Below are 23,058 nucleotides of genomic sequence, written 5' to 3' on the forward strand. Positions count from 1 at the left end.
ATTCGGGGTTTGGTAGACCACGAGTGATTAGGCGCTAAGCGCCCCCTTCTGCAAGGCGCTTTTTTTCGGCCCTGCGTTATGGCGGCCGTGCGTAGGGCACCTTCGGGTGCACCGGGTCCTAATCACCGGTCTACCAATCTGCGCACGGTCACCACCCTAAAGTCGTTTGGTAGCGATGGTGGTGACATTCCAGCTTTGGTTAGGAGTTGAAACCATGGACAAATTAGTCCCTGCACCACCCGCATCAGAACCGCACTTCTTCACCACCACCCAAGATCTTAGCTTTGAAGACGCCCTGGCACATGCCAGCAGCGTACTCCGTTGCGCAGCTGTCGCGGCGCAGACGGCGAGTGATCATCTGGCCGGTGATACACGCGCCTTGGTGATCTCGGTATTGCACTTGGTGGACATGGCCAGTGTGATGGTCGACCGATCATTGGAGTGCATGCAGCCACACTGAGTAACTCTTGTGGCAAGTGACCTCTGATCGTTCCCACGCTCTGCGTGGGAATGCCGTCTGTGACGCTCCGCGTCACCCTTGTGCAAGGCTTGAGCCTTACGCTGGCAGCCGGGCGCGGAGCGTCTCTGGATGCATTACCACGTGGAGCGTGGGAGCGATCAGCCGAGCGTTCATTACAACCAATGCCAGAACCGGCTCCAGAAACCCCGGCCCAAATCATCCTTACAGCGCGCATATTGCGCCGCGTACATCTGCGAGCGCGCCTGCACCTTGCTCGCCACCGGCGGCAGCCAGGCTTTGGCCGCATAGGTACGCTGGCGATAGCCGCCCCAGCCTTCGTGGTAGTTCAGGTATTGGCCGTAGGCGTCGTATTTGTACACGCCGTTGATGGTGTAGGTCTTGTCCATGTACCAACCCACAAAGTCGATGGAGTCATCGAAATCCTGACGGCTCGCACCGCTGCGGCCGGTGCTCTTGCGGTAGTCGTTCCACACTTCATCCTTGGCCTGGGAATAGCCTTCGGCGGTGGACACGCGCCCCCAGGGGATGATCCATAGCAGGTACTTGCGCGGAGTCTTGGCATCCTGACGAAAGCCCGACTCTTGATACATGATCGCGAACGGCACCTGGATCGGCACGCCCCAGCGCTTTTGCGTGACCTTGGCGGCGTCGTACCAGTCATCTTTTTCACGGAAGATGCCGCAGATGTCGTTTGGCGTGCGTGGCGGCGAAGTACCGCACGCCGCCAAGAGGGAGGTGAGTAATAACAGTCCGACAGCTTTGCCTGCGCTCAAGGGGCACCTTTGCGTGATACACGTAAAAAGCCGGTATTTTACGCATTCATTCGAGCGCAGGGGGTAGCGAGTTCACTCCATAACCAGCTTCCACAGGCGGCATCCATGCCGCACATGCTCAGCTTAAGCCAACGGCACGCGACGCGTGGTCAGCGCGGTACGACCCACAAAGAAGCTCAAGGCTGCACCCAGCAGCAACATGGCCAAGGTGCTCCATGCAGCGCGGGACAGCTGCTTAGCCGCTACTTCACCGGCTTCACGGGCTTTCTGTTCGGCTTGCTGTTTCAGCTCATCGACCTTCTGCATGGCTTGCTGATAAGCCTGGGCATAGTTGTCGACGATCTGCGTGGCTTCGGCTTTGCTCTTGCCGGTACGGGCGGCCACGATGTTGACCAGCGCGTCTTTGTCCGCAGCATTCAACGCAGGCTCGCCGGAGGCTTTGACGCGTTCGAACCACTGCTTCAACTCATCACCGGCCTGGGCAGGGTTGGTCGCGGCGTCCTTGGCCGATTGCTTGCCGTCGGCGGCGGCCTGGTCGGTTTTCTGCTCGACGTTGGCAGGGTCCAGCTCAGGCTTGCCGCTTTGCTTGAGCAAGGTGTCGAGTTGGCCTTGCAGGCTGTTCCAGTCCAGTTGGATACCCTGCTCGTTCAACTGCTGCTTGATGCTGTTGCCGATCCCAGGCGCAGCAGCGGCGATACCACTGCCGGCGGCGGACAAGCCTTTGCCTACTACGTTACCGGCGGTGCCGACCACGCTGGCGGCCAGGCCAGCCAGCAGCCAGGTGGTGAGCAAGGTGGTGAAGGTCCAGGTCAATACGCCGTGCAAGCCGCCACGGTCCGGTGCAGTGCGCCCGGCCACAAAGGCGCCGAGGCCGACAGCCACCAGGGTTGAGACAAACAGCCAGATCCCGGCGCCGGTGCCGAAGCCGCTCAGGGGGTTGCCCGCTTCCATCGGGTTGACGGCACTGGCGCCGATGGCCGTGCCGAGCACGCTGAGTACCAGGTAGGTCACCAGGGCAATTGCACTACCGGCCAGCACAGAGCTCCAGGACACGCGAAACGGTGAACGGTTGGTTTCATAGACAGTTGTCATGATTAATCCTTTGAGTGGTTGACCGTATCAGTCTGGCGAGACCGCTGCCGGTCGTCCCCGCTCAAATGCACCAGAGCATCTGGTGCATTCGCACCCCGCAACGGGCACGTTGTGTGCACTATCCTGATGCCTGGGTGTCGTACCCTTCATGCGCCCATCCCCGGAGAGACCATGACCCAGGACGTTCTTGCCAAAGAAACCAACCGCCGCCAATTGCAGCAGATCATCTCCGGGTTATCGGACGGTGTGATCCTGGCCGAAGTCGACCAGACCATTCTGTGGGCCAACGAAGCCGCGCTGGCCATGCACGGGGTCAGTGAGGTCGAGCAGCTCGGCGCCAATACCGAGCAATACGCCAAGCGCTTTGCCTTGCGCTATCGCAACAACCATCCTTTGCCGCTGGACAGCTACCCGCTCAGCCGAATCGCAGCCGGTGAAGAATTCAGCGATGTGGTGGTGGAAGTCACCCCCGTTGACGACGAGGACCGCAGTTGGGTGCATCGCTTGCGCAGCCTGGTGCTGACGGACGCCCACGGTGAACCGGAACTGCTGGTGCTGATCCTCAGCGACGCCACCGAGTGGGCCAGCGCCGAGCAGCGCTTCGAAAAAACCTTCAACGCCAACCCGGCACCCGCGGTGATCTGCCGTCTCAGCGACCTGCGCTACATCAAGGTTAACCAGGGTTTCCTGGAGATGACCGGTTACAACCGCGATCAGGTCATCGGCAAATCCGTCTATGAACTGGATGTACTGGAACACGCCGATCGCAAGGACCTGGCCATTCAGCGGCTGAGCGAAGGTGCGACCATCCCGCAGATGCAGGCTGAACTGCGCCTGCCCGAAGGCGGCAGCAAACTGGTGATCGTCGCCGGCCAGCCGTTGGACATGAACGAGGAAGACTGCATGCTGTTTTCCTTTACCGACCTGGAGCCAAGGCGCAAGGCAGAAATCGCCCTGCGCCAGAGCGAAGAACGGTTCGCCAAATCCTTTCGCCTCACGCCGGTGCCGACCCTGGTGTGCAACGCCGCCAACCGGCAAGTGGTGGACATCAACGAAGCGTTCATGAACATCACCGGTTACATCAGCGAAGAGCTGATCGGCAAGAACGTTGAGGACATCAACTTCATCGACAGCGCCCCTGCTGGAGCGCAGTTGTTCGCCACCCTGGAAAAAGCCGGCAACCTCGAAGGCCAGGACCTCAAGGTGCGCAAGAAAGGCAACGAGGTGATCGACTGCGTGGTCTCCGCCGACACAGTGATTATCGAGGACGTGCCCTGCTACCTGTTGGTGCTGATGAACATCACCGAACGCAAACGCTCGGAGCTGGAGCTGGTGGCGGCCATTGAGGAGGTGATGCAAGACGCCTCCTGGTTCAGCCAGACCCTGATCGAGAAACTGGCCAACGCCAAGAGCGTCAACAGCCCCAACCTGCCGAACGTAGCCTTCACCGACCTTACCGCCCGTGAGCGTGATGTGCTGGGTTTGATCTGCGAAGGCCTGGCCGACAAGGAAATTGCCTCGCGCCTGAAGCTTGCGCCCAACACGGTGCGTAATCATGTGGCCACGGTGTACTCCAAACTCGGTGTGCACAGCCGCAGCGCGGCCATTGTATGGGCCAGGGAGCGCGGCTTGTTTGCCGGCGAACTGCGCGTCAAAAGCAAACCATAGAGTGCAAATGCACTAGTGCGACCAGTGCAAATTCGCCTTATTGCGCTGGCGTACGCTGCTTAACCTTGAAGGGTGGGCACAGGGCCTTTGGTCCCGTGCCGTAATGGTTTGATCTCTTCCAAGGAAAGCACGATGAAAAGCGAACAAGTCAAAGGCGCCGTAGAGAAGGTTGCCGGCAAGGCCCAGGGTTTTATCGGCGACCTCACCGGCGATGAACAATTGCAGGCTGAAGGTGTGGCGCGTCAGGCCGCAGGTCAACTGCAGCAAACGTACGGCGACGCGCTGGACACTGTCAGTGATTTTGCCAAAAACAAACCCCTGGCTACCGTGGCTGTCGTCGCCGGTATCGGCCTGCTTGTGGGCCTGTTGCTGCGTCGTCGTTGAGGAGGCCGAGGCCCATGTTTACCCTCTCTCAACTGCGCAACTGCATCGAAGAAGGTTTGTCACCGCTGACCTGCGAGTTCACCCTGTGCCGGGACGCGTCCCTGACCCTCAAGGTCTACGACGCCGAAACCGGCCGTGTTGATCTGGTGGTGACAGGCATCAGCACCAACCGGCTGCAAACCGCGCAAGAAGTGGCCAAGATGGTTGAAGAGTTGCGCTACGAACTGCAAAGCAACAACGTCGGCAAGCTCACACTGGATGATCTGCCTTCAACGACGGCCCAATGAAAATGAAGGCAGGCTGATATCCAGGTCGACCTGGGTGACGCCGAGGCCGAAGTGATGGGTGAGGTAACACGACCGGTGTGGCCGGTTACCTTAACGCAAGAGCGAGGAAAACAGACCGATCACCGCTTGACGGGGGTGATCTCAAGAATGGTGCCGTTGGTGGTTTTGAGCAGCACAAACTTATCACCCACCCGCGCCCATTGGCTGTCTGCCTCAGGCTGCTTGAGGCCGCGTTTTTTCCAGTCGCTGACCGCCGATTCCTTGCGCATCAGGATATCCGGGGCGCGATCACCTTCTTTCAGATCCCGCGTATTGATGCTGGAAGGCTGCACGGTTTCCTGGGGTGTATCACCGGCCTGCACGACAAAGCTGACGGTGGACAGGCCAGCGGTGAGCAGCAGGCAAGCGGCTAGGGTCTTGGACTTCATGGGTGCTCCTTCAATGAATGATGCGTACCCAGGTTCCGACCGCAGGCGCATGGAATCATTCAAGTTTGCACCCTTCCTGTGGCAAGGGAGCTTGCTCCGTCGCCACAAGGGCGCCGGGTCTATAACCAGGCTGCGTCCCAGAGCGGATAATCGCCGATATGTTCAGCCAACCCAGCGCGCAATGGGTTGCCAATTATGTAGCGTGCGATCTTTATAAGATCCTCCTCAGCGCGCGCTGCGCGATCATGGTACCCGCACTGCCAGAACGCGCCCCGTGCATGACAGGCTCGATTGATGGTCAATGTGCTGCGCGACTTCACCCTTTTCATCACTTGCGGCAACGATGCGGCTCTGAGTTCAAATAGCCAATGGAAATGGTCTGGCATGATGACCCAAGCCAAAGAGTTAACCATCTCAAGGTCATGAGCCTGTTTGAACTCTGCCACCAACAACCGCCCCAAGCGAAAATTGGCAAACACCGGGCGGCGCTGATAGACCACAGCAGTTACCAAGTAAGCCCGACCCGCCTCTGAATAACGGCCACGTCGCAATAGGTGAGAATTGGGTTTCTGAAGCAATCCTTTGCTCTGCGATTGAATGAATGATCCATTCACCCTAGCAAGCCACAGCAATACCTCCGTTCAATTCAGTTTCCCAATATGTCCCCCCCACTGTGGCGAGGGAGCTTGCTCCCGCTGGGCTGCGCAGCAGCCCCAAAAAGGCTGGCCGAGTAACACCTGAACCAACGCTGTGGATCGATTGGGGCCGCTTCGCGACCCAGCGGGAGCAAGCTCCCTCGCCACAAAAGCTTAGGCAGCAGGTGTGCGCTGATAAAACACCCTCCACCACTGGCCTGGACCATTCAGTTTCCCACTATGTCACGCCCCCCACTGTGGCGAGGGAGCTTGCTCCCGCTGGGCTGCGCAGCAGCCCCAAAAAGGCTGGCCGAGTACCGCCTGAACCAACGCGGTGGGTCGATTGGGGCCGCTTCGCTGCCCAGCGGGAGCAAGCTCCCTCGCCACAAAAGCTTAGGCAGCAGGTGTGCGCTGATAAAACACCCTCCGCAACTGGCTCGGACCATTCAGTTTCCCACTATGTCACGCCCCCCACTGTGGCGAGGGAGCTTGCTCCCTCGCCACAAAAGCTATGCCACACCCATTGCCACCGTGAAATAATCCGTGTAATTTTTCATGAAATTTCTCGACATAAATTTCATGAACCAACAACAAGAACTCGACGCCCTGGCTGTGCTCATCCACGATCTGCGCAAGCACAAGAAACTCACGCTCGCCCAACTCGCGCAAAAAATCGAGCGTTCGGTGGGCTTTTTGTCTCAGGTCGAACGCGGCCTGTCACGCCCTACTGTGGCCGACCTGACTGCCATCAGCCACGCCCTGGATGTGCCCACCACCTACTTCTACAGCCTGCCCAAACCCAAGGCCGTCGACTGGGTCACACGCCCCAACGAGCGGCGCACGGTGTATTACGCCAATGGCATCACCGACATTCTGGTTTCGCCAAGCATGCACGGCGCCTTTTCGATGCTCGACAGCCTGTTGGCGCCCGGCGCCAACAGTGGCGAGCACACCATGAGCGATCGCGCCGAACAGGCCGGTTTTGTACTGGAGGGCGAGCTGACGCTGTGGGTGGAAGGTGAAGCCGATTCGGTCACCCTCGGCCAAGGCGACAGCTTCCACCTGGCCAGTTTTGCCCATTGCCGCTACGCCAACCTGACTGATCTGCCCGCCCGCGTATTGTGGGTTTACAACTAGGAGCAACACCCGTGAAAAGCCAACCCTCCACGTTGCTGGCCGAAGTACGGACCTTTCGCCAGAACCACCCCGAGGTGCGTTACGTCGACCTGATCGCCCTGGACATTCCCGGGCATTTCTACGGCAAGCGCTACCCGGTGGAGATGCTCGAAAAAGTCGCCGCCGGCAGCCCGTTGAAGCTGCCGCAAAATGCCGTGCTGCTGGGCGCCCAGGGCGGGCTGTTCAAAATTGGTGACTATTGCTTCCACGACGGCGACCCGGATGCCAATCGCCGCCTGGTGCCGGGCACGCTCAAGCCGGTGAGCTGGGAAGCGCAACCGCTGGGGCAGATGCTGATCACCTCGGATGGCACTGAAGCGCCCATCGAGTTTGAACCACGTGAAGTCCTGGCCAAGGTGCTGGAGCGCCTGCAGCACAAGGGGATTCACCCGGTGGTGGCGTTTGAGCTGGAGTTTTACCTGTTCGATAAAAAACTCGACGACGGCCTGCCGCAATTTGCCCGCGACCCGCTGAGTGATGACGCTGACGACCAGCCCAACCTGCACATCGAGCGGTTGTCGCGCTTCAGCGAAGTGCTCGACGACATGGCGCAAACCGCCCAGGCCCAAGGCATCGACATCACGGTGATCACCGCCGAACTCGGCCCTGGCCAGTTCGAGATCAACTTCGGCCACTGCGACGACGGCCTGCGCGCCGCCGACTGGGCCGCGCTGTTCTGCCGCAGCACGCGTGGCGTGGCACTCAAGCATGGCTACCGCGCCAGCTTTATGGCCAAGCCTTACCTGCAATTTCCCGGCAGCGGCATGCATGTGCATGTCAGCCTGTATGACGGCGCGGGCAATAATTTACTCGCGGCGCACCAGCAGCAACCGCTGCGCCACGCGGTGGCCGGTTGCCTGGAATTGTTGCCGCACTGCATGCCGATTTTCTCGCCCAACCACAACGCCTTCCGCCGCTTGGGTGGCACCGTGAACGCGGCAACGCGTGCCAACTGGGGCTTTGAAGACCGCGACGCGTGCGTGCGTATTCCCGATTCCGACCCGCGCAACCTGCGCATCGAACACCGCCTGGCCAGTGCCGATGCCAACCCCTACCTGGTGCTGGCAGCGATCCTGGCAGGGTTGGAGCATGGCCTTGAAGCCAGGCAAGAACCCATCGCCCCGCTGAATGAGGACCGTAACAGCGGCGCTGACTTCCCCCTGGAAATGCTCGATGCCGTACGCGCCATGCAGCATCAAGCGGTATTGCGCGATAAGCTGGGCGCCGAATTTATCGACGTGTACTGCGAAAACAAACGCCAGGACCACTTGGCCTTTCAACAAGAGATCAACGCGCGGGAATACCGCTGGTTTCTCTAGCCATGGAATCACCGATGACCGACCAAAGCGCCCCGGCCCTCAAGGAAATCTTCAACGTCGAACGCCTGCAACACATCGCCAGTGAAATGACAGCGGTGTACCCGGCCTTTGATGCAAAAGGGTTTCTAAAGCACGCCAAAGCCGGGCTGGCCGAGTTGTCGGTAATGCAGCGCATGGCGCGGGTCAGTGAGAGCCTGCATGCGGTAATCCCACTGGATTACGCGCACACCCTCAAGCTGCTGCATGCGCTGGCTCCGCGACTGAACAGTTCATTTGTGTGCCTGTTTCTGCCGCACTACGTGGCCAGTTACGGGCAAAGTGACTTTAAGCGCTCCATGGCCGCGCTCAAATACTTCACCGTGTTTGGCTCGGCCGAGTTCGCCATTCGCCCATTCTTGTTGAACGACTTCGAGCGTACCCTGGCCGTGATGCAGCAGTGGTCGCTGGACGCCAACGAACATGTGCGGCGCCTTGCCAGTGAAGGCTCGCGCCCTCGCCTGCCCTGGTCCTTTCGCTTGGCGGCGGTGCAGGCCAACCCGCAGCTGTGCGCCTCGATCCTGGATAACCTCAAGGCCGACAGCAGCCTGTATGTGCGCAAGTCGGTGGCCAACCACCTCAACGACATCACCAAGGACCACCCGGAATGGGTGCTCAGCCTGATCGAAGGCTGGAACCTGGACAACCCGCACACCGCCTGGATCGCCCGGCACGCCTTGCGCAGCCTGATCAAGCAAGGCAATCCCCGCGCACTCACGATCATGGGTGCCGGCGCCAGGGCCGAGGTCAACATTCACCACCTGAAGGTCACACCGGCGGTGATCAACCTGGGCGAGCGGATCAACCTGTCGTTCAGTCTGGAATCCACCGCCACCGCCGCGCAGAAGCTGGTGGTCGACTACGCCATCGACTACGTAAAAAGTGCCGGCCATAGCGCGGCCAAAGTGTTCAAGCTCAAGGCATTTACCCTGGGCGCGGGCGAACATCAGAGCATCCGCCGCGAACAACATATTCGTGAGTTGACCACGCGCAAGCATTACGCAGGCAAGCACTGGGTGCATGTGCTGGTGAACGGCGAAAAGCTCGCCAGTGCCGAATTTGAACTGCTAAAACCCTGACAAAAATCAACCAAAAGGCTCTAGAACGGGCCTTTCAGACACATTAATTGTCAGACAATCCTGGCTTTTGTTGTTGCGATCCATTATCATCCGGCGCCTTCTCACTACCCATCGGGTAGTTGTTCCACTGTGTCACCCGAGGCGCCCATGTACCGTTTGTACCGTTTGTATCGTTTGTATCGTTTTTCGTTTCAAAGACCCTTGCTTGCCCTGAGCCTGGGGCTGGTTTCCCACGGTGTCAGTGCCGCCCTGCAACCCATGACCGAAGCCCCGCTGGCCAGCGACACCGAGCTGCACTGCCACTTCAACCGCGACGCCAGCACCGACTGCACCACCACCCAGCACTACACCATCCTCAAGCCCAACGGCCGCGAAATGCTCTCGCGCATCGACTTCGATTACTCCGAAGGCGACACCTTTGAAGTGATCAGCGCGCAATCCACCCAACCAGGCGCCAAGCCGGTCGCGCTGGACGCCGCGCAAATCGACACGCGCACCGCGCCCAACCCGGACCAGGGCTTCAGCCGCTACAAGCAAACCTCGCTGGCCTTCCCAAACCTGCGCGTAGGCACGCAAATTCGCTACACCGTGCGCGAACGTCGCGCCGCCAAACCGTTGGTGACCCAGTTTCACTACGCAATCATGTTTGGCCCCAGCGCATTCCGGCGCGACCACGTCAAGGCGCGCTTTACCGCCGAGCGCCCGATCCAGTGGCGCAGTGAGTTGTTCGACGGTTTCAAAGTAACGGCATCTGCCAACGGCAAAACCCTGGACGTGGTGCAAAAAAAACCGACCTATCTCAATTACATCAACGAATCCTCCAGCGCCGCGCTGCAACGCATCCCGCGCCTGGAAGTGGGCAGCGCCCTGGAGCGCCAGGCGTATTTCGGTGATTTCGCCCAGCGTTACAACCAGATCCTCGGCGCCAACCTGCCGGCGCAAGCGGCCGCAGCCGTAGCTGCCGCACGCAACCTGGCGCCGGCACAACAGGTCGAAGCGCTGATGCAGCACATCAACGATCACTACCGCTACCTGGGCGACTGGCGCGCCACCGAGCGCGGTTATGTGCCGTTCAACCTGGCGGAAATCGAGCAGCATGGTTATGGCGACTGCAAAGACCTGGCGATCCTGCTGACCGCCATGCTCAAGGCCAGCGGCATCAAGGCCGAAACCGCCTGGGTCAGCCGTGGCGACGTGGCGTTCTCATTGTTGATCCCCGGCACCAATGCAGCGAACCACGCCATCGTGCGTGCCGAAGTCGATGGCCAGGTCTGGTGGCTCGACCCGACCAACCCGGTGTTCGCCCCCGGCCAGACCCTGCCCGACATCCAGGACCGCTGGGTACTGGTCAATGATGCTCAGGGCCAGGTACGCGAAGAACAGATCCCGCTGGAACGCCCGGAAACTACCCTGCGCCTGGACAAAAAAGTGCACTTCGACAAACAAGGCAATGGCGCCACCCAGGCCACCATCACCTTCAGCCGCCTGCCGCTGATGCAAATGAGCGTCGCCGACCGCCAGCAAGGCACCACCGCCACCGACCAGAACATCTGCGGCAACTTTGGCAACGAAATCAGCGACTGCAAAATCACCCGCCACCCCACCGCCTTCGTGGTGCACGACGGCTACACCGTCAACGCCAGCATGAACGACCAGCGCGCGCTGGAAAAGCTCGCGAACGACTACGTTTACACCGACGAGTCACTCAAAGGCCGTTGGGATGGTTTCATCAACTACCGTCGCCATGATCAACAAGCCGACCTTTACCTGGGCAACCCCGAAACCTACGACTACCGTTTCACGCTGACCGGTGGGCAGATGGAAAAAGCCATCCCCGGCTGCCAGGTGCGCTCGCCCTGGTATGACCTGGATCTGGATGGCAAGCGCACGGATGACGGCCTGCAGTATCACTATCGCCTGAGCCAAAAGATACGCTGGCTGCCCCATGCAGAAGTCGCCAGTGAAGCGTTTGGCAAGATGATTGACGAGGCGCGGGCGTGTGCTGAACAGGTGCATCAGGTGGTGAAGCTCTAACCCCTCACTGACACAACACAAACCCAATGTGGGAGCTGGCTTGCCTGCGATTGCAGTGTGTCATTCAACAAATAAGTTGACTGACAGGGACTCATCGCAGGCAAGCCAGCTCCCACATTTTTTATCCGGTTTCATCAGTGGGTTTCGCCTAACAGCAAGCTTTGCTCCCGCGCACACAACTCCACCACATAATCCCACAACACCCGCAACCGCACTGACTTGTGCAGCTCCCGGCGCGAGCTGATCCAGTAGCTGCGCTGGATGCTTTCTGCCGGCAGCAAAGGCACCAGGTCCGGGTCGCCAGCAGCCATAAAGCACGGCAGCACCGCAATGCCCAATCCCGAACGCGCCGCCTGGTGTTGAGCAATCACGCTGGTGCTGTGGAACACCACTTTCGGGTTGCGGCAAAAGCTGCTGAGGAACTTGAGTTCCTGGCTGAACAGCAGGTCATCCACGTAATCGATCCATGCATGGGCGGCGAGGTCTTCACGTTTTTCAATCGGCGGGTTGCGCTCAAGATAAGCCCGGCTGGCGTAGAGCGCCAGGCGGTAGTCGGTGAGTTTGCGCGTGACGAGTTGGTCAACGCTGGGGCGTTCGAGGTGGATGCTGATTTCCGCTTCGCGGTTGAGAATGCTCACAAAGCGCGGCACCGCCACCAGTTCCACTTCCAGCCCTGGATAACGCTCGAACAGCCCGCCCATGCGGCTGGCGAGGAACATCACGCCCAACCCCTCAGCCACGCCAAGGCGGATCTTGCCCAGCGGCGCAGCGGAATGGGTGAGTTCGTCTTCGGCCAGCAACGCGACGTTTTCCATGGCCTCGGCGTGCTTGAGCAGGGCTTCACCGGAAGGCGTCAGTTCGTAACCCTGGGCATGCTGCACGAACAGCGCGGTGCCGAGGCTTTTCTCGATGGCCTCGATATGCCGGGCCACGGTAGCGTGCGTGGTTTTCAGCCGCTGTGCAGCGGTGAGCAGGCGGCCGCTGCGTTGCAACTCAAGAAAAAACCGCAGGTCATTCCAGTCGAACATGTCGCCTCCCTTGGACAAATGTACCTTCTAATGCCTGGCCCGGCACCTGTGGCTGGCGCTTACTGTGGCAAGCTCGCTCGCCACAGGCATAACGTTGCTTCGAGGTTTAAGTGCCGCTGTTTAAAAACGCACAGCAGCTGGGTAAAAACTAACATTTTTAAGACGAAAACTAACAACTAGGATGGGCCCAATAAGAAAAACAAGCGAGACCTCAGATGCCCATTGCAACTGCTGAATACGATTACATTGTCGTAGGCGCCGGCCCCGCAGGCTGCCTGCTGGCTAATCGATTGTCCGCCAACCCCGCCCACCGCGTGCTGCTGCTCGAAGCGGGTGGCCGCGACAACTACCCCTGGATCCACATCCCCGTCGGTTACTTGTTCTGCATCGGCAACCCGCGCACCGACTGGTGCTTCAAGACCGAAGCCCAGGAAGGCCTGCAAGGCCGTGCACTGAGTTACCCACGCGGCAAAGTGCTGGGCGGCTGCTCGTCCATCAACGGCATGATCTATATGCGCGGCCAAGCCCAGGATTACGACGGCTGGGCCGCCGCAGGCAACCCCGGCTGGGCCTGGAAAGACGTGCTACCACTGTTCAAACAGAGCGAAAACCATTTTGCCGGCGGCTCGGAATTTCACAGCGACGGCGGTGAATGGCGCGTGGAGCAACAGCGACTGCACTGGCCGATCCTCGATGCCTTTCGCGATGCGGCGGCGCAGAGTGGTATCGCGCCGATCAGCGATTTCAACCAGGGCGACAATGAAGGTTGCGGCTACTTCCAGGTCAACCAAAAGGCCGGGGTGCGCTGGAACGCGGCAAAGGCGTTTCTCAAGCCGATCCGCCAGCGCCCCAACCTCACCGTGCTGACCGAAGTGGAAGTCGACCGTGTAGTGCTGGAAAACGGTCGTGCTTCGGCCGTGGTCGGGCGTCAACATGGGCAACAACTGAGCTGGAAGGCACGCAAGGAAATCGTCCTGTGCGCCGGTTCTGTCGGCTCGCCGGGCATCCTGCAACGCTCAGGGATTGGCCCGTCCACTGTGCTCAAGCCATTGGGCATCAACGTACTGCATGAACTGCCGGGTGTCGGTGGCAACCTGCAGGATCACCTGCAACTGCGGCTGATCTACAAGCTGGAAAACGCACGCACCTTGAACCAGATCGCCGGCACCCTGTTGGGCAAAATGGGCATGGGCCTGCGCTACCTGTATGACCGCAGCGGCCCATTGTCGATGGCGCCCAGCCAGCTCGGCGCCTTCGCCCGCTCCGGCCCGGAACAGACGTCGGCCAATCTTGAATACCATGTGCAGCCGCTGTCACTGGAGCGTTTTGGCGAGCCGTTGCATGCCTTCCCGGCATTCACCGCGTCGGTGTGCGACCTGCGCCCGCAAAGCCGTGGCCGCATTGATATTCGCTCCGCCAACCCGGCGGATGCACCCCTGATACGGCCCAACTACCTCAGCCATCCCGAAGATTTGCGCGTGGCCGCCGACGCGATCCGCCTGACCCGCCGCATCGTCGCCGCACCGGCCTTGAGCCAGTTCAAGCCGGTGGAATACCTGCCGGGCGACGCGCTGCAAACCGAAGAACAACTGCATGAAGCCGCCGCGCGTATCGGCACGACGATTTTCCACCCGGTGGGCACTTGCCGCATGGGCGATGACCAAGATGCAGTGGTCGATGCGCAACTGCGCGTACATGGCGTGCCGGGCCTGCGTATTGCCGATGCCTCGGTGATGCCACGCATTACATCCGGCAACACCTGCTCACCTACACTGATGATTGCGGAAAAGGCAGCGCAGCTGATGCTTTCGCCGAACACAAGGAGTCTCGCCCCGCAGAGAGAAACGGTTCATGCAATCTGAATAGCGGCGCCGCACCCGGCGCCGACAGTGGAACAACAATAAATAATCACTGTGAGGGATACCCGATGTCAGAACATGCTCAACCCCTGGGCTCGGCCGTCAAGGCGAGCACCGGCAGCGAATCAAGGAAAGTCATCTTCGCCTCGTCTTTAGGGACGGTGTTCGAGTGGTACGACTTTTTCCTCTACGGCGCCCTGGCGGCGGTGATCAGCAAGCAATTTTTTGCCGGGGTCAACGACACCACGGCGTTCATCTTCGCCTTGATGGCCTTTGCCGCAGGCTTTGTGGTGCGGCCGTTCGGCGCGTTGGTGTTCGGCCGCCTGGGCGACATGATCGGGCGCAAGTACACGTTTTTGGTCACCATCATCCTGATGGGTGTCGCGACCTTCTGTGTCGGGCTATTGCCGACCTATGCCAGCATCGGCATTGCGGCGCCGATCATTCTGATCGTGCTGCGCATGCTGCAAGGCCTGGCGTTGGGCGGTGAATATGGCGGCGCAGCCACCTATGTGGCCGAGCACGCACCGGCCGGCAAACGCGGCCTGCACACCAGCTGGATTCAATCCACGGCCACCCTTGGCTTGCTGCTCTCGCTGCTGGTGGTACTGGCTTGCCGTTACTTCACCGGCGACCAGTTCGAGGTGTGGGGCTGGCGCATCCCGTTCCTGTTCTCGATTGTGCTGCTGGGCATTTCCACCTGGATCCGCATGAGCCTGCATGAGTCGCCGGCATTCCTGAAGATGAAAGAGGAAGGCAAGGCCAGCAAGTCGCCGATCCGCGAATCCTTCGGTAAATGGGAAAACCTCAAGGTGGTGCTGATTGCGCTGTTCAGTATCAACGGCGGGCAGGCAGTGACCTTCTATGCGGCGCAGTTCTATGTGCTGTTCTTCCTCACGCAGTTCCTGAAGATGGACCCGGCCCTGGCCAATATGCTGTTGATTATCAGCGTAGTGATCGGCGCGCCGTTCTTCATCCTGTTTGGCTGGCTGTCGGACAAGGTTGGGCGCAAACCGGTGCTGATGCTCGGCTTGCTGTTGGCCACCGCACTGTACTTTCCGATCTTCAAAGGGCTGGCGCATTACACCAACCCGGCGATGGACCAGGCCAGCCACCAGGCGCCGATTACCGTATTGGCCGACCCGGCCACCTGCACCTTCCAGTTCGACCCGGTGGGCAAGGCGCGTTTTGACAGCCCGTGTGACAAGGTCAAGACCTTTCTGGTCAAGCAAGGTCTGCCATACAGCAGCGCCGCCGCGCCAGCCGGCAGCCCGGTACAGGTGAGCGTGGGTGATGTGCGTATCGATGGTTACGATGAAGCGGCCCTGCGCGGCGCGGTAACCCTGGCCGGCTACCCGACTTCGGCGGATGTGGCCCAGGTCAACAAAGTGATGGTGGTGGTGCTGATCGTGGTGCTGATCCTGATCGCCGCCATGTGCTACGGCCCTTTGGCAGCGCTGATGGTGGAACTGTTCCCGACGCGCATCCGCTACACCTCGATGTCGCTGCCCTACCACATCGGTAACGGCTGGTTTGGCGGGTTCCTGCCAACCGTGTCGTTTGCCTTGGTGGTGTACACCGGCGATATCTTCTACGGCTTGTGGTACCCGGTGGTGGTGACCGGCGTGAGCTTGATTGTGGGGTTGTTCTGCCTGAAAGAAACCAAGAACGTGGATATCAATAACAACTGATCTTCAAAACGCTGAAGCCCCCTGTGGGAGCTGGCTTGCCTGCGATTGCATCACCTCGGAGTGTCAGATGTGCCGAGTTGTCCGTATCGCAGGCAGGCTAGTGCCCACATTTTTCTGACTGCTGACCACACAAATTGCTGTACATCCATACAGATAACAGTTGCTCAATTGCCTTTGACTGAGCATCCTGCAAGGCATCGACCCAATCTGATGTGATGACCATGCGGCTGTACCTCTGTGAAAAACCCTCCCAGGCCAAGGATATCGCGGCCGTGCTCGGCGCCAGTCGGCGTGGCGACGGGTGCTGGCTGGGTAACGGGGTCACAGTCACCTGGTGCATCGGTCACCTGTTGGAAACCGCCCCACCCGACGCCTACGACGCCAAATACAAGCGCTGGGTGCTGGCCGACCTGCCAATCGTGCCGGAAAAATGGAAGATGCTGGTCAAGCCCAAGACCGCCAGCCAGTTCAAGGCCGTCAAGCGTTTGCTCGGGGAAGCCCAGGAACTGGTGATCGCCACCGACGCCGACCGCGAAGGCGAGATGATCGCCCGGGAGCTGGTGGAGCATTGCCGCTATCGCGGGCCGATCCAGCGTTTGTGGCTGTCGGCGCTGGATGACGCCTCCATTCGCAAAGCCCTCGCCGCCCTCAAACCCGGCGCCGAAACCTTCAGCCTGTATCACTCGGCCCTCGGCCGCTCACGCGCCGACTGGTTGATCGGCATGAACATGAGTCGCTTGTTTACCTTGCTCGGGCGTCAATCCGGGTATCAAGGCGTATTGCCGGTGGGCCGCGTGCAAACCCCGACCTTGCGCCTGGTGGTGGACCGCGACCGCAGCATCGCCGACTTTGTGCCGGTGGCTTACTGGGCCATTGATGTCGACTTGCGGCATGAGCGCATGACCTTTACGGCTCAATGGCGGGCCGCTGAGGATGCCTGCGACGATCAAGGCCGCTGTCTTAACCCGCAACTGGCTCGCGATGCTGCCGATGCGATGACCAACGCCGCCAGCGCCAGGTTGGTCAAACTGCGTACCGAACGCGTGCGCGAGGTGGCGCCCCTGCCCTTCGACCTCGGCACGTTGCAGGAAATCTGTTCCAAGAAGCTCGGCCTCGGCGCCCAGGAAACCCTGGACATCGCGCAGTCCCTTTACGAAACCCACAAAGTCATCACCTACCCTCGCAGTGATTGCGGCTACCTGCCGCTCAGCCAACACAGTGATGCGCCGAAGATCTTGGCCGCGCTGGCCCGCGCGGATGCGGCGGTGAATGAGTTGATGCCGCATATCGACCCGCAACGCCGCTCGCGGGCCTGGAACGACGCCAAGGTCAGCGCGCACCATGGCATTATTCCTACGGGTGCCGGTAAGGACGTCGCGCAACTGGCCGGCAAACACCGTGCGGTCTACACGCTGATTCGCGCGCGTTACCTGGCGCAGTTCCTGCCCAACCATGAATACGATCGCACCCAGGCGGATTTCGACTGCGCCGGCCAAGCCTTGCGCGCGGTAGGTAAAGTCATCATCGAGCCGGGCTGGAAACGCGCCCTGCCCGAGGCGCTGGCGCCTGCCAAAGGCCGTGAAGCTACTGCACCGCAGGCCTTACCGACCTTGGTGCAAGGCCAGGATTACGCGGTGGCCAAGGTCAACCTCAAAGACCTGTGGACCCAGCCGCCCAAGCCCTTCACCGAGGGCGACCTGATCAAAGCGATGAAAAACGTCGCCAAACTGGTGGAAGACCCGCTGCTCAAGCAAAAGCTCAAGGACACCACCGGCATCGGCACCGAAGCCACCCGCGCGGGGATTATCCAGGGTTTGCTCGACCGGGGTTATCTGGTCAAAAACGGCAAGGCACTGTCAGCCACTCCGGCGGCGTTCAGCCTGATCGACGCGGTGCCTCGGGCGATTGCCGACCCAGGCACCACCGCGATCTGGGAGCAGGCGCTGGACATGGTGCAAAGCGGTGAAATGAGCCTGGAAGAATTCGTTGCCAAGCAGGCGGCCTGGATGAGCAAACAAGTGGCACGCTGCAATGGCATGCGCATGACCATCACCGGCCCAGCCAGCCCGGCAGGCCGAGGTGCTACGCCGTGGAAAAACAAGCGCAAGGCTGCACCGCGCAAGACGACAGGCGCTCCAAAGCGGGCGAAAAAGCCGAACAGTGCCGGCTGAATAGCGAAATAATCCGGCGAATGACGTTTTTCGACGGGTTTAACGCCGCTTTGGGCCTTGCGGCGCTGTAGCCCGTCTAGGATTCTGTAAGGGACTCGCTGACTTCCTAATAACAACACCGGAGTGGCCGCCATGAAAACCGTTGCACAACTGCTCAAAGCCAAGGACCAGAAGAACCAGGACGTCCATACCATTCAATGGGACCACACGGTCTTTGAGGCGCTGGTGCGGATGTCAGAGAAAAACGTCGGGGCCTTGCCGGTGGTCAAAGACGGCGCGGTTGTCGGAATCATCAGCGAACGTGATTACGCCCGCAAACTCATCCTCAAGGGACTCTCTTCGGTTACCACAAAGGTCCATGAGGTGATGAGTTCACCGGTCATCACCGTGGATACCCATAAAAGTGTCGAAGAATGCATGAACATCATGACCGACAGTCACTTGCGCCACCTCCCAGTGGTCGAAGACGGCGAACTGAAGGGCCTGCTGTCCATCGGTGACTTGGTAAAAGAGGCCATTGCCGAACAGACCGACTTGATCAAACAGCTGGAGCAGTACATCCGCGGCGAATAGGGGAACCCATGCTCGATACGCTGGACCATCAAGAAAATCACCTCGACACCCTGTACCGGGCCATGGCTGAACGACGCTTTTTGGTCTTGACCGGTGCAGGTATCAGCACGTCATCGGGCATCCCGGATTATCGCGACAGCGAAGGCGTGCGCCGTGGCAAGGCGCCGATGATGTACCAGGAATTCCTCGCCACCGCGCAAGCGCGTCGCCGCTATTGGGCACGCGCCATGCTGGGTTGGCCACGGGTGCGTATTGCGCAGCCGAACCAGGCTCATCTGGCGCTGGCCACGCTGCAGCAGCGTGGCCGTATCAGCGGGCTAATCACGCAAAACGTCGACACCCTGCATGATCAGGCCGGCAGCCATGATGTGATCGAACTGCATGGCAGCCTGCATCGTGTGCTGTGCCTGGACTGCCAGCAGCGCAGTACCCGCGATGTGATTCAGCGGCAAATGGAAATCGACAATCCTTACCTGGTGCAGGTCCACGCGGTGCAGGCGCCCGACGGTGACACCCTGCTCGATCCGACCTTTGAAGAACGCTTCCAGGTTCCTCGCTGCCCCCATTGCAATGGCGAGCGCTTGAAGCCAGACGTTGTGTTTTTTGGCGAGAACGTGGCACCGGCTACGGCAGCCAGGGCCATGGCCGCCGTGGGGCATGCAGACGGGCTGCTGGTGGTGGGTTCTTCGCTAATGGCCTATTCGGCGTTTCGCCTGTGCAAGGCGATGGTGGAGCAAGGCAAGCCGGTAATTGCCATCAACCTGGGCAAGACCCGTGGGGATGAGCTGTTGCAGGTGAAAATCCAGGCGTCATGCGAGCGGTTGTTGCCCCTGCTCGCCGAACGACTGAGTTAGCAAAACCACCGAAAATCCAACTGTGGGAGCTGGCTTGCCTGTGATAGCGGTGTATCAGTTAACAAGTCTTTGGCTGACACACCGCGATCGCAGGCAAGCCAGCTCCCACAGGGATTGCGCGTTGGATTGGCTATCTGCCCACCACGACCCACCGCACAAAAAATGACGCCCAAGTCACGTTTTCCCGCATTCTCCCGTCCCCACAGCAATTTATGTAGTGACTAAAAATAATCACTACATAATCGTTGACGTAACCTTTTTGTCCTTGCATTATCGAGACGTCTCCCGGATCGGGAGCGTTGGTAACACGCGTTTTGAACAAGCTCGTCTGACCGCCGAGCTGTTTTTTCCGGATGTGCACTGCCCACAAGGCAGATTGATGAAGCTGACCGGCCCGCAAGGATCGGTACAAGGAGCTCAAACGCTGCTTGTCTTCGTGATGAAACCATCACGTAGCCGCTCATCAGCAAGACTACATGCATCAGGTTCAAGACCCTGCCCGTATTCGGCAGACCGTTACTGACGCCCGGTTTTCGCAACCGGAGACAACTAAGCAGTTTTAACGAACCAACTGATAGATCGCCAACTGGTCAAGGGGCTTACACATGAATCTGAACAACCAACCAACTATCGATGAATTGGCTGAGATGTTCGCAGCGCAAAAAGACAAACTCGACGACCATATCCTGTGGGTTGGCAAGTCGGGCGAAGTCAAAATTGACTGCCTGGCGCCCCACACCGAAGAAGCCGAGTTTGACCGCACTCACCGTGAACTTGCGGCGCGCCTGAAGATGTACCGCCGCGGCCAGGGTTATGTCGGCAAGAAAGCGGCGGCCGATCGAAACTTCATTGAGCAAGTATTCGACACACTTAACAATGCCTGGGCATCTTTCAAGGATAACTCGCAAGTTAAAGTGATCGACCGCTACTACTAAGTAAAACTTGCCCACTGTGGGAGCTGGCTTGCCGGCGATAACGGTTTAACTGCCAACACTTTTGTTGAATGTTAACTGGCTATCGCAGGCAAGCCAGCTCCCACATTTGTTTTGTGGCACGCTCAAAACGTCGGGAAACGTCCCTTCGCCGCTTCGTCGCGAAAAATATCAAACAACACCTGCGCCGCCGCCGACAACTCATGCCCAGGTTTGGTGAGCACGCCGATCGGCCGCTCGATCACCGGGTCGCTCAAGGTGATGCAATGGGCGCCCGCCTCCTCCATCTGGCGCGCGCATAGCGCAGGCACGGCGCTGACACCCAGGCCACTGGCAACCATCTTGCCGACCGTGGCCAATTGATGACTTTCCAACGCCACCGGCAATTTCATCTGCAAGGCCCCAAGGTGCTCCTCCAGCATCACGCGCACCGTCGAGGGCCGTTGCAGGGTGATGAACGGGTGTTCCAACAGGGTTTTCCAGTCGACTTCGGTACATTGCGCCAAGGGCGAATCACCGGGCACCACCGCAATAAACCGGTCCAGGTATAAAGGCGTGAATGCCAGGGACGAACCTTCGGATGGCTCGAACGCCACGCCCAGCTCCACTTGGCGATCGCGGACCATTTCCAGCACCTGTTCATTGATCAGGTCATGCACCGTCACATTCACCTGCGGGTAACGTGCGCGGAATATCTTAAGAATCGGTGGCAGCAGGTTGCCCGCAAACGAAGGCATCGCCGCCACGGTGACGCGGCCACGCTGCAGGGTGAAACGCTGACGCAGTTCGTCTTCGGCATTGTCCCAGTCGGCAATCAACCGGCGCGCCAACGGCAGCAGCGATTCACCTTCAGGCGTCAGTGCGACGTTGCGGGTATTGCGGCTGAACAGGCGGCCGCCCAGGCCCTCCTCCAAGCCCTTGATGGTCAGGCTCAGCGCCGATTGGGAAAGGTGCAGGCGCTCGCAGGCGGCGGCAAAACTCAGGCTTTGGGCCACGGCGAGAAAGGCGCGCATCTGTTTGACGGTCATGAGGCTGCTCCGGGCGGCGATTGGACTATGCTGTTTTCTAAATCAATCAACCTTAAAAAACAACTTAACAAATCAATCCGTCGGCGCAACACTCAGTTCATTGGCTGGCCCACAAACAATAAAAGAGGTGCATATGGCAGGTTTCGATAAACGCGTGGCGTCCTATGAAGAAGCACTGGCAGGCCTGGAAGACGGCATGACCGTGCTCTCCGGTGGTTTTGGCCTGTGCGGCATTCCAGAAAACCTCATCGCCGAGATCAAGCGCAAAGGCACCCGCGACCTGACCGTGGTTTCCAACAACTGCGGCGTTGACGGGTTTGGCCTGGGCGTACTGCTGGAAGAAAAGCAGATCAGCAAGGTAATCGCCTCCTACGTCGGTGAAAACGCGCTGTTCGAGAAGCAACTGCTCAGCGGCGAAATCGAAGTGGTGCTCACGCCCCAAGGCACCCTGGCCGAAAAAATGCGCGCAGGCGGCGCCGGCATCCCGGCCTTCTTCACCGCCACCGGCGTCGGCACTCCGGTGGCCGAAGGCAAGGAGACCCGCGAGTTCAACGGTCGCCCGTTCTTGATGGAAGAGTCCATCACCGGCGACTTCGCCATTGTCAAAGGCTGGAAAGCCGACCACTTCGGCAACGTCATCTACCGCCATACCGCGCAGAACTTCAACCCGCTGGCGGCTACTGCGGGCAAGATCACCGTGGTCGAAGTTGAAGAAATCGTCGAACCGGGCGAGCTGGACCCGGCGCATATCCACACCCCAGGGATTTACGTCGACCGAGTCATTTGCGGCACCTTCGAGAAGCGCATCGAACAGCGCACCGTCCGCAAATAATCCGCCAGCCCAAATAATAAGGAGACAACACATGGCTCTTACCCGCGAACAAATGGCTCAACGCGTCGCCCGCGAAATGCAGGACGGTTTCTACGTCAACCTCGGCATCGGCATCCCGACCCTGGTGGCCAACTACATCCCCGAAGGCATGGAAGTGATGCTGCAATCGGAAAACGGCCTGCTCGGCATGGGCCCGTTTCCGACCGAAGAAACCATCGATGCCGACATGATCAACGCCGGCAAACAAACTGTGACCGCACGCATCGGCGCCTCGATCTTCTCCTCTGCCGAGTCCTTCGCAATGATTCGCGGCGGGCATGTCGACCTCACCGTGCTCGGCGCATTTGAAGTGGACGTGCAAGGCAACATCGCGTCGTGGATGATCCCCGGCAAGCTGGTCAAGGGCATGGGCGGCGCCATGGACCTGGTGGCCGGTGCAGAAAACATCATCGTGATCATGACCCACGCGTCCAAGGACGGGGAGTCCAAACTGCTCAGCCAATGCAGCCTGCCGCTGACCGGCGCCAAGTGCATCAAGCGCGTGCTGACAGACCTTGCGTACCTGGAAATCGAAAATGGCGCTTTTGTCCTCAAGGAACGCGCACCTGGCGTCAGCGTTGAAGAGATTGTGAGCAAGACCGCCGGTAAACTGATCGTCCCGGACCACGTTCCAGAAATGCACTTCCAGTGAGGACAGA

The 23,058-nt window shown here is 59.7% G+C and carries 22 protein-coding genes; 16 read left to right on the plus strand and 6 right to left on the minus strand.

The genetic code is table 11. The annotated features are described in order from the left end of the window. The first annotated feature begins 214 nt into the window (after positions 1 to 214). Positions 215 to 460, plus strand: coding sequence for a DUF3077 domain-containing protein (locus tag HBO23_RS14995; protein WP_017138993.1), 246 nt, complete (start codon positions 215 to 217; stop codon positions 458 to 460). Between the two features lie 173 nt (positions 461 to 633). Here the strand turns inward: HBO23_RS14995 and HBO23_RS15000 are convergent, their stop codons facing one another. Next, entirely contained in the window at positions 634 to 1,254 is a 621-nt protein-coding gene (locus HBO23_RS15000) for a hypothetical protein (RefSeq protein ID WP_017138992.1), read from the minus strand. A 123-nt stretch (positions 1,255 to 1,377) separates the two neighbouring features. After that, complete coding sequence (locus HBO23_RS15005; protein WP_017138991.1) at positions 1,378 to 2,346, minus strand: hypothetical protein; 969 nt, start codon at positions 2,344 to 2,346, stop codon at positions 1,378 to 1,380. Positions 2,347 to 2,517: 171 nt separating this feature from the next. Between HBO23_RS15005 and HBO23_RS15010 the strand changes: the two genes are divergently transcribed. From HBO23_RS15010 to HBO23_RS15020, 3 genes are all read left to right on the plus strand, one after another. Then, a complete protein-coding gene (locus tag HBO23_RS15010; RefSeq protein ID WP_017138990.1) occupies positions 2,518 to 4,014 on the plus strand; it encodes a helix-turn-helix transcriptional regulator in 1,497 nt (498 codons plus the stop codon). Positions 4,015 to 4,146: 132 nt separating this feature from the next. Then, complete coding sequence (locus HBO23_RS15015; protein ID WP_064451786.1) at positions 4,147 to 4,398, plus strand: CsbD family protein; 252 nt, start codon at positions 4,147 to 4,149, stop codon at positions 4,396 to 4,398. A 14-nt stretch (positions 4,399 to 4,412) separates the two neighbouring features. Then, entirely contained in the window at positions 4,413 to 4,685 is a 273-nt protein-coding gene (locus HBO23_RS15020; RefSeq protein WP_017138988.1) for a DUF1652 domain-containing protein, read from the plus strand. A 119-nt stretch (positions 4,686 to 4,804) separates the two neighbouring features. Here HBO23_RS15020 and HBO23_RS15025 read toward each other — a convergent pair whose 3' ends face one another. Both HBO23_RS15025 and HBO23_RS15030 read right to left on the minus strand, forming a co-directional pair. Then, positions 4,805 to 5,113, minus strand: coding sequence for an RcnB family protein (locus HBO23_RS15025; RefSeq protein WP_017138987.1), 309 nt, complete (start codon positions 5,111 to 5,113; stop codon positions 4,805 to 4,807). 119 nt (positions 5,114 to 5,232) lie between these two features. Beyond that, a complete protein-coding gene (locus HBO23_RS15030; RefSeq protein WP_099547842.1) occupies positions 5,233 to 5,691 on the minus strand; it encodes a transposase in 459 nt (152 codons plus the stop codon). Between the two features lie 636 nt (positions 5,692 to 6,327). Between HBO23_RS15030 and HBO23_RS15035 the strand changes: the two genes are divergently transcribed. The 4 genes from HBO23_RS15035 (at position 6,328) to HBO23_RS15050 (ending at position 11,392) form a co-directional block, all read left to right on the plus strand. Then, complete coding sequence (locus HBO23_RS15035; protein WP_017135024.1) at positions 6,328 to 6,885, plus strand: XRE family transcriptional regulator; 558 nt, start codon at positions 6,328 to 6,330, stop codon at positions 6,883 to 6,885. Between the two features lie 11 nt (positions 6,886 to 6,896). After that, positions 6,897 to 8,243: a glutamine synthetase family protein gene (locus HBO23_RS15040; protein WP_170038741.1), complete on the plus strand. Its 1,347-nt coding sequence runs from the start codon at positions 6,897 to 6,899 to the stop codon at positions 8,241 to 8,243. A 14-nt stretch (positions 8,244 to 8,257) separates the two neighbouring features. Beyond that, positions 8,258 to 9,358 (plus strand): DNA alkylation repair protein, encoded by a 1,101-nt coding sequence (locus tag HBO23_RS15045; RefSeq protein ID WP_170038743.1) that lies wholly within the window; start codon positions 8,258 to 8,260, stop codon positions 9,356 to 9,358. A 174-nt stretch (positions 9,359 to 9,532) separates the two neighbouring features. Next, the gene (locus HBO23_RS15050; RefSeq protein WP_170038777.1) at positions 9,533 to 11,392 is read left to right on the plus strand and encodes a DUF3857 domain-containing transglutaminase family protein; all 1,860 of its coding nucleotides are present in this window, start codon (positions 9,533 to 9,535) and stop codon (positions 11,390 to 11,392) included. A gap of 134 nt (positions 11,393 to 11,526) precedes the next feature. On the opposite strand, the gene HBO23_RS15055 is transcribed toward HBO23_RS15050, so the two are convergent. Then, positions 11,527 to 12,420 (minus strand): LysR family transcriptional regulator, encoded by an 894-nt coding sequence (locus HBO23_RS15055; protein WP_017135020.1) that lies wholly within the window; start codon positions 12,418 to 12,420, stop codon positions 11,527 to 11,529. 215 nt (positions 12,421 to 12,635) lie between these two features. Between HBO23_RS15055 and HBO23_RS15060 the strand changes: the two genes are divergently transcribed. From HBO23_RS15060 to HBO23_RS15085, 6 genes are all read left to right on the plus strand, one after another. Further along, positions 12,636 to 14,282, plus strand: coding sequence for a GMC family oxidoreductase N-terminal domain-containing protein (locus HBO23_RS15060; RefSeq protein WP_170038745.1), 1,647 nt, complete (start codon positions 12,636 to 12,638; stop codon positions 14,280 to 14,282). A gap of 65 nt (positions 14,283 to 14,347) precedes the next feature. Further along, complete coding sequence (locus HBO23_RS15065) at positions 14,348 to 15,970, plus strand: MFS transporter (protein WP_017135018.1); 1,623 nt, start codon at positions 14,348 to 14,350, stop codon at positions 15,968 to 15,970. Between the two features lie 221 nt (positions 15,971 to 16,191). After that, the gene (locus HBO23_RS15070; protein ID WP_170038747.1) at positions 16,192 to 18,141 is read left to right on the plus strand and encodes a DNA topoisomerase III; all 1,950 of its coding nucleotides are present in this window, start codon (positions 16,192 to 16,194) and stop codon (positions 18,139 to 18,141) included. A 132-nt stretch (positions 18,142 to 18,273) separates the two neighbouring features. Further along, the gene (locus HBO23_RS15075) at positions 18,274 to 18,714 is read left to right on the plus strand and encodes a CBS domain-containing protein (protein WP_017135016.1); all 441 of its coding nucleotides are present in this window, start codon (positions 18,274 to 18,276) and stop codon (positions 18,712 to 18,714) included. Positions 18,715 to 18,722: 8 nt separating this feature from the next. After that, positions 18,723 to 19,568 carry an NAD-dependent protein deacetylase gene (locus tag HBO23_RS15080; RefSeq protein WP_170038749.1) on the plus strand — a complete coding sequence of 282 codons (846 nt, stop codon included), beginning with the start codon at positions 18,723 to 18,725 and terminating at the stop codon, positions 19,566 to 19,568. A 605-nt stretch (positions 19,569 to 20,173) separates the two neighbouring features. Next, complete coding sequence (locus tag HBO23_RS15085) at positions 20,174 to 20,503, plus strand: hypothetical protein (protein WP_017135014.1); 330 nt, start codon at positions 20,174 to 20,176, stop codon at positions 20,501 to 20,503. 122 nt (positions 20,504 to 20,625) lie between these two features. Here HBO23_RS15085 and HBO23_RS15090 read toward each other — a convergent pair whose 3' ends face one another. Continuing rightward, entirely contained in the window at positions 20,626 to 21,528 is a 903-nt protein-coding gene (locus tag HBO23_RS15090) for a LysR family transcriptional regulator (RefSeq protein WP_017135013.1), read from the minus strand. A gap of 133 nt (positions 21,529 to 21,661) precedes the next feature. On the opposite strand from HBO23_RS15090, the gene HBO23_RS15095 reads away from it, so the two are divergent. Then, complete coding sequence (locus HBO23_RS15095) at positions 21,662 to 22,360, plus strand: CoA transferase subunit A (RefSeq protein ID WP_170038751.1); 699 nt, start codon at positions 21,662 to 21,664, stop codon at positions 22,358 to 22,360. Positions 22,361 to 22,391: 31 nt separating this feature from the next. Next, positions 22,392 to 23,051 carry a CoA transferase subunit B gene (locus HBO23_RS15100; protein ID WP_017135011.1) on the plus strand — a complete coding sequence of 220 codons (660 nt, stop codon included), beginning with the start codon at positions 22,392 to 22,394 and terminating at the stop codon, positions 23,049 to 23,051. The last annotated feature ends 7 nt before the right edge of the window (positions 23,052 to 23,058 follow it).

The sequence above is a fragment of the Pseudomonas sp. WS 5532 genome, from assembly GCF_012985445.1.
GTDB lineage: Bacteria > Pseudomonadota > Gammaproteobacteria > Pseudomonadales > Pseudomonadaceae > Aquipseudomonas > Aquipseudomonas edaphica.

Excerpts from the sequence above, each read along its gene's own strand:
- HBO23_RS15065 (WP_017135018.1), top strand. The coding sequence starts at position 14,348 with ATGTCAGAACATGCTCAACCCCTGGGCTCGGCCGTCAAGGCGAGCACC.
- HBO23_RS15070 (WP_170038747.1), top strand. The coding sequence starts at position 16,192 with ATGCGGCTGTACCTCTGTGAAAAACCCTCCCAGGCCAAGGATATCGCG.
- HBO23_RS15095 (WP_170038751.1), top strand. The coding sequence starts at position 21,662 with ATGGCAGGTTTCGATAAACGCGTGGCGTCCTATGAAGAAGCACTGGCA.
- HBO23_RS15055 (WP_017135020.1), bottom strand. The coding sequence starts at position 12,420 with ATGTTCGACTGGAATGACCTGCGGTTTTTTCTTGAGTTGCAACGCAGC.
- HBO23_RS15060 (WP_170038745.1), top strand. The coding sequence starts at position 12,636 with ATGCCCATTGCAACTGCTGAATACGATTACATTGTCGTAGGCGCCGGC.
- HBO23_RS15025 (WP_017138987.1), bottom strand. The coding sequence starts at position 5,113 with ATGAAGTCCAAGACCCTAGCCGCTTGCCTGCTGCTCACCGCTGGCCTG.
- HBO23_RS15075 (WP_017135016.1), top strand. The coding sequence starts at position 18,274 with ATGAAAACCGTTGCACAACTGCTCAAAGCCAAGGACCAGAAGAACCAG.
- HBO23_RS15035 (WP_017135024.1), top strand. The coding sequence starts at position 6,328 with ATGAACCAACAACAAGAACTCGACGCCCTGGCTGTGCTCATCCACGAT.
- HBO23_RS15080 (WP_170038749.1), top strand. The coding sequence starts at position 18,723 with ATGCTCGATACGCTGGACCATCAAGAAAATCACCTCGACACCCTGTAC.
- HBO23_RS15085 (WP_017135014.1), top strand. The coding sequence starts at position 20,174 with ATGAATCTGAACAACCAACCAACTATCGATGAATTGGCTGAGATGTTC.
- HBO23_RS15005 (WP_017138991.1), bottom strand. The coding sequence starts at position 2,346 with ATGACAACTGTCTATGAAACCAACCGTTCACCGTTTCGCGTGTCCTGG.
- HBO23_RS15100 (WP_017135011.1), top strand. The coding sequence starts at position 22,392 with ATGGCTCTTACCCGCGAACAAATGGCTCAACGCGTCGCCCGCGAAATG.
- HBO23_RS15015 (WP_064451786.1), top strand. The coding sequence starts at position 4,147 with ATGAAAAGCGAACAAGTCAAAGGCGCCGTAGAGAAGGTTGCCGGCAAG.
- HBO23_RS15020 (WP_017138988.1), top strand. The coding sequence starts at position 4,413 with ATGTTTACCCTCTCTCAACTGCGCAACTGCATCGAAGAAGGTTTGTCA.
- HBO23_RS15045 (WP_170038743.1), top strand. The coding sequence starts at position 8,258 with ATGACCGACCAAAGCGCCCCGGCCCTCAAGGAAATCTTCAACGTCGAA.
- HBO23_RS15010 (WP_017138990.1), top strand. The coding sequence starts at position 2,518 with ATGACCCAGGACGTTCTTGCCAAAGAAACCAACCGCCGCCAATTGCAG.
- HBO23_RS14995 (WP_017138993.1), top strand. The coding sequence starts at position 215 with ATGGACAAATTAGTCCCTGCACCACCCGCATCAGAACCGCACTTCTTC.
- HBO23_RS15090 (WP_017135013.1), bottom strand. The coding sequence starts at position 21,528 with ATGACCGTCAAACAGATGCGCGCCTTTCTCGCCGTGGCCCAAAGCCTG.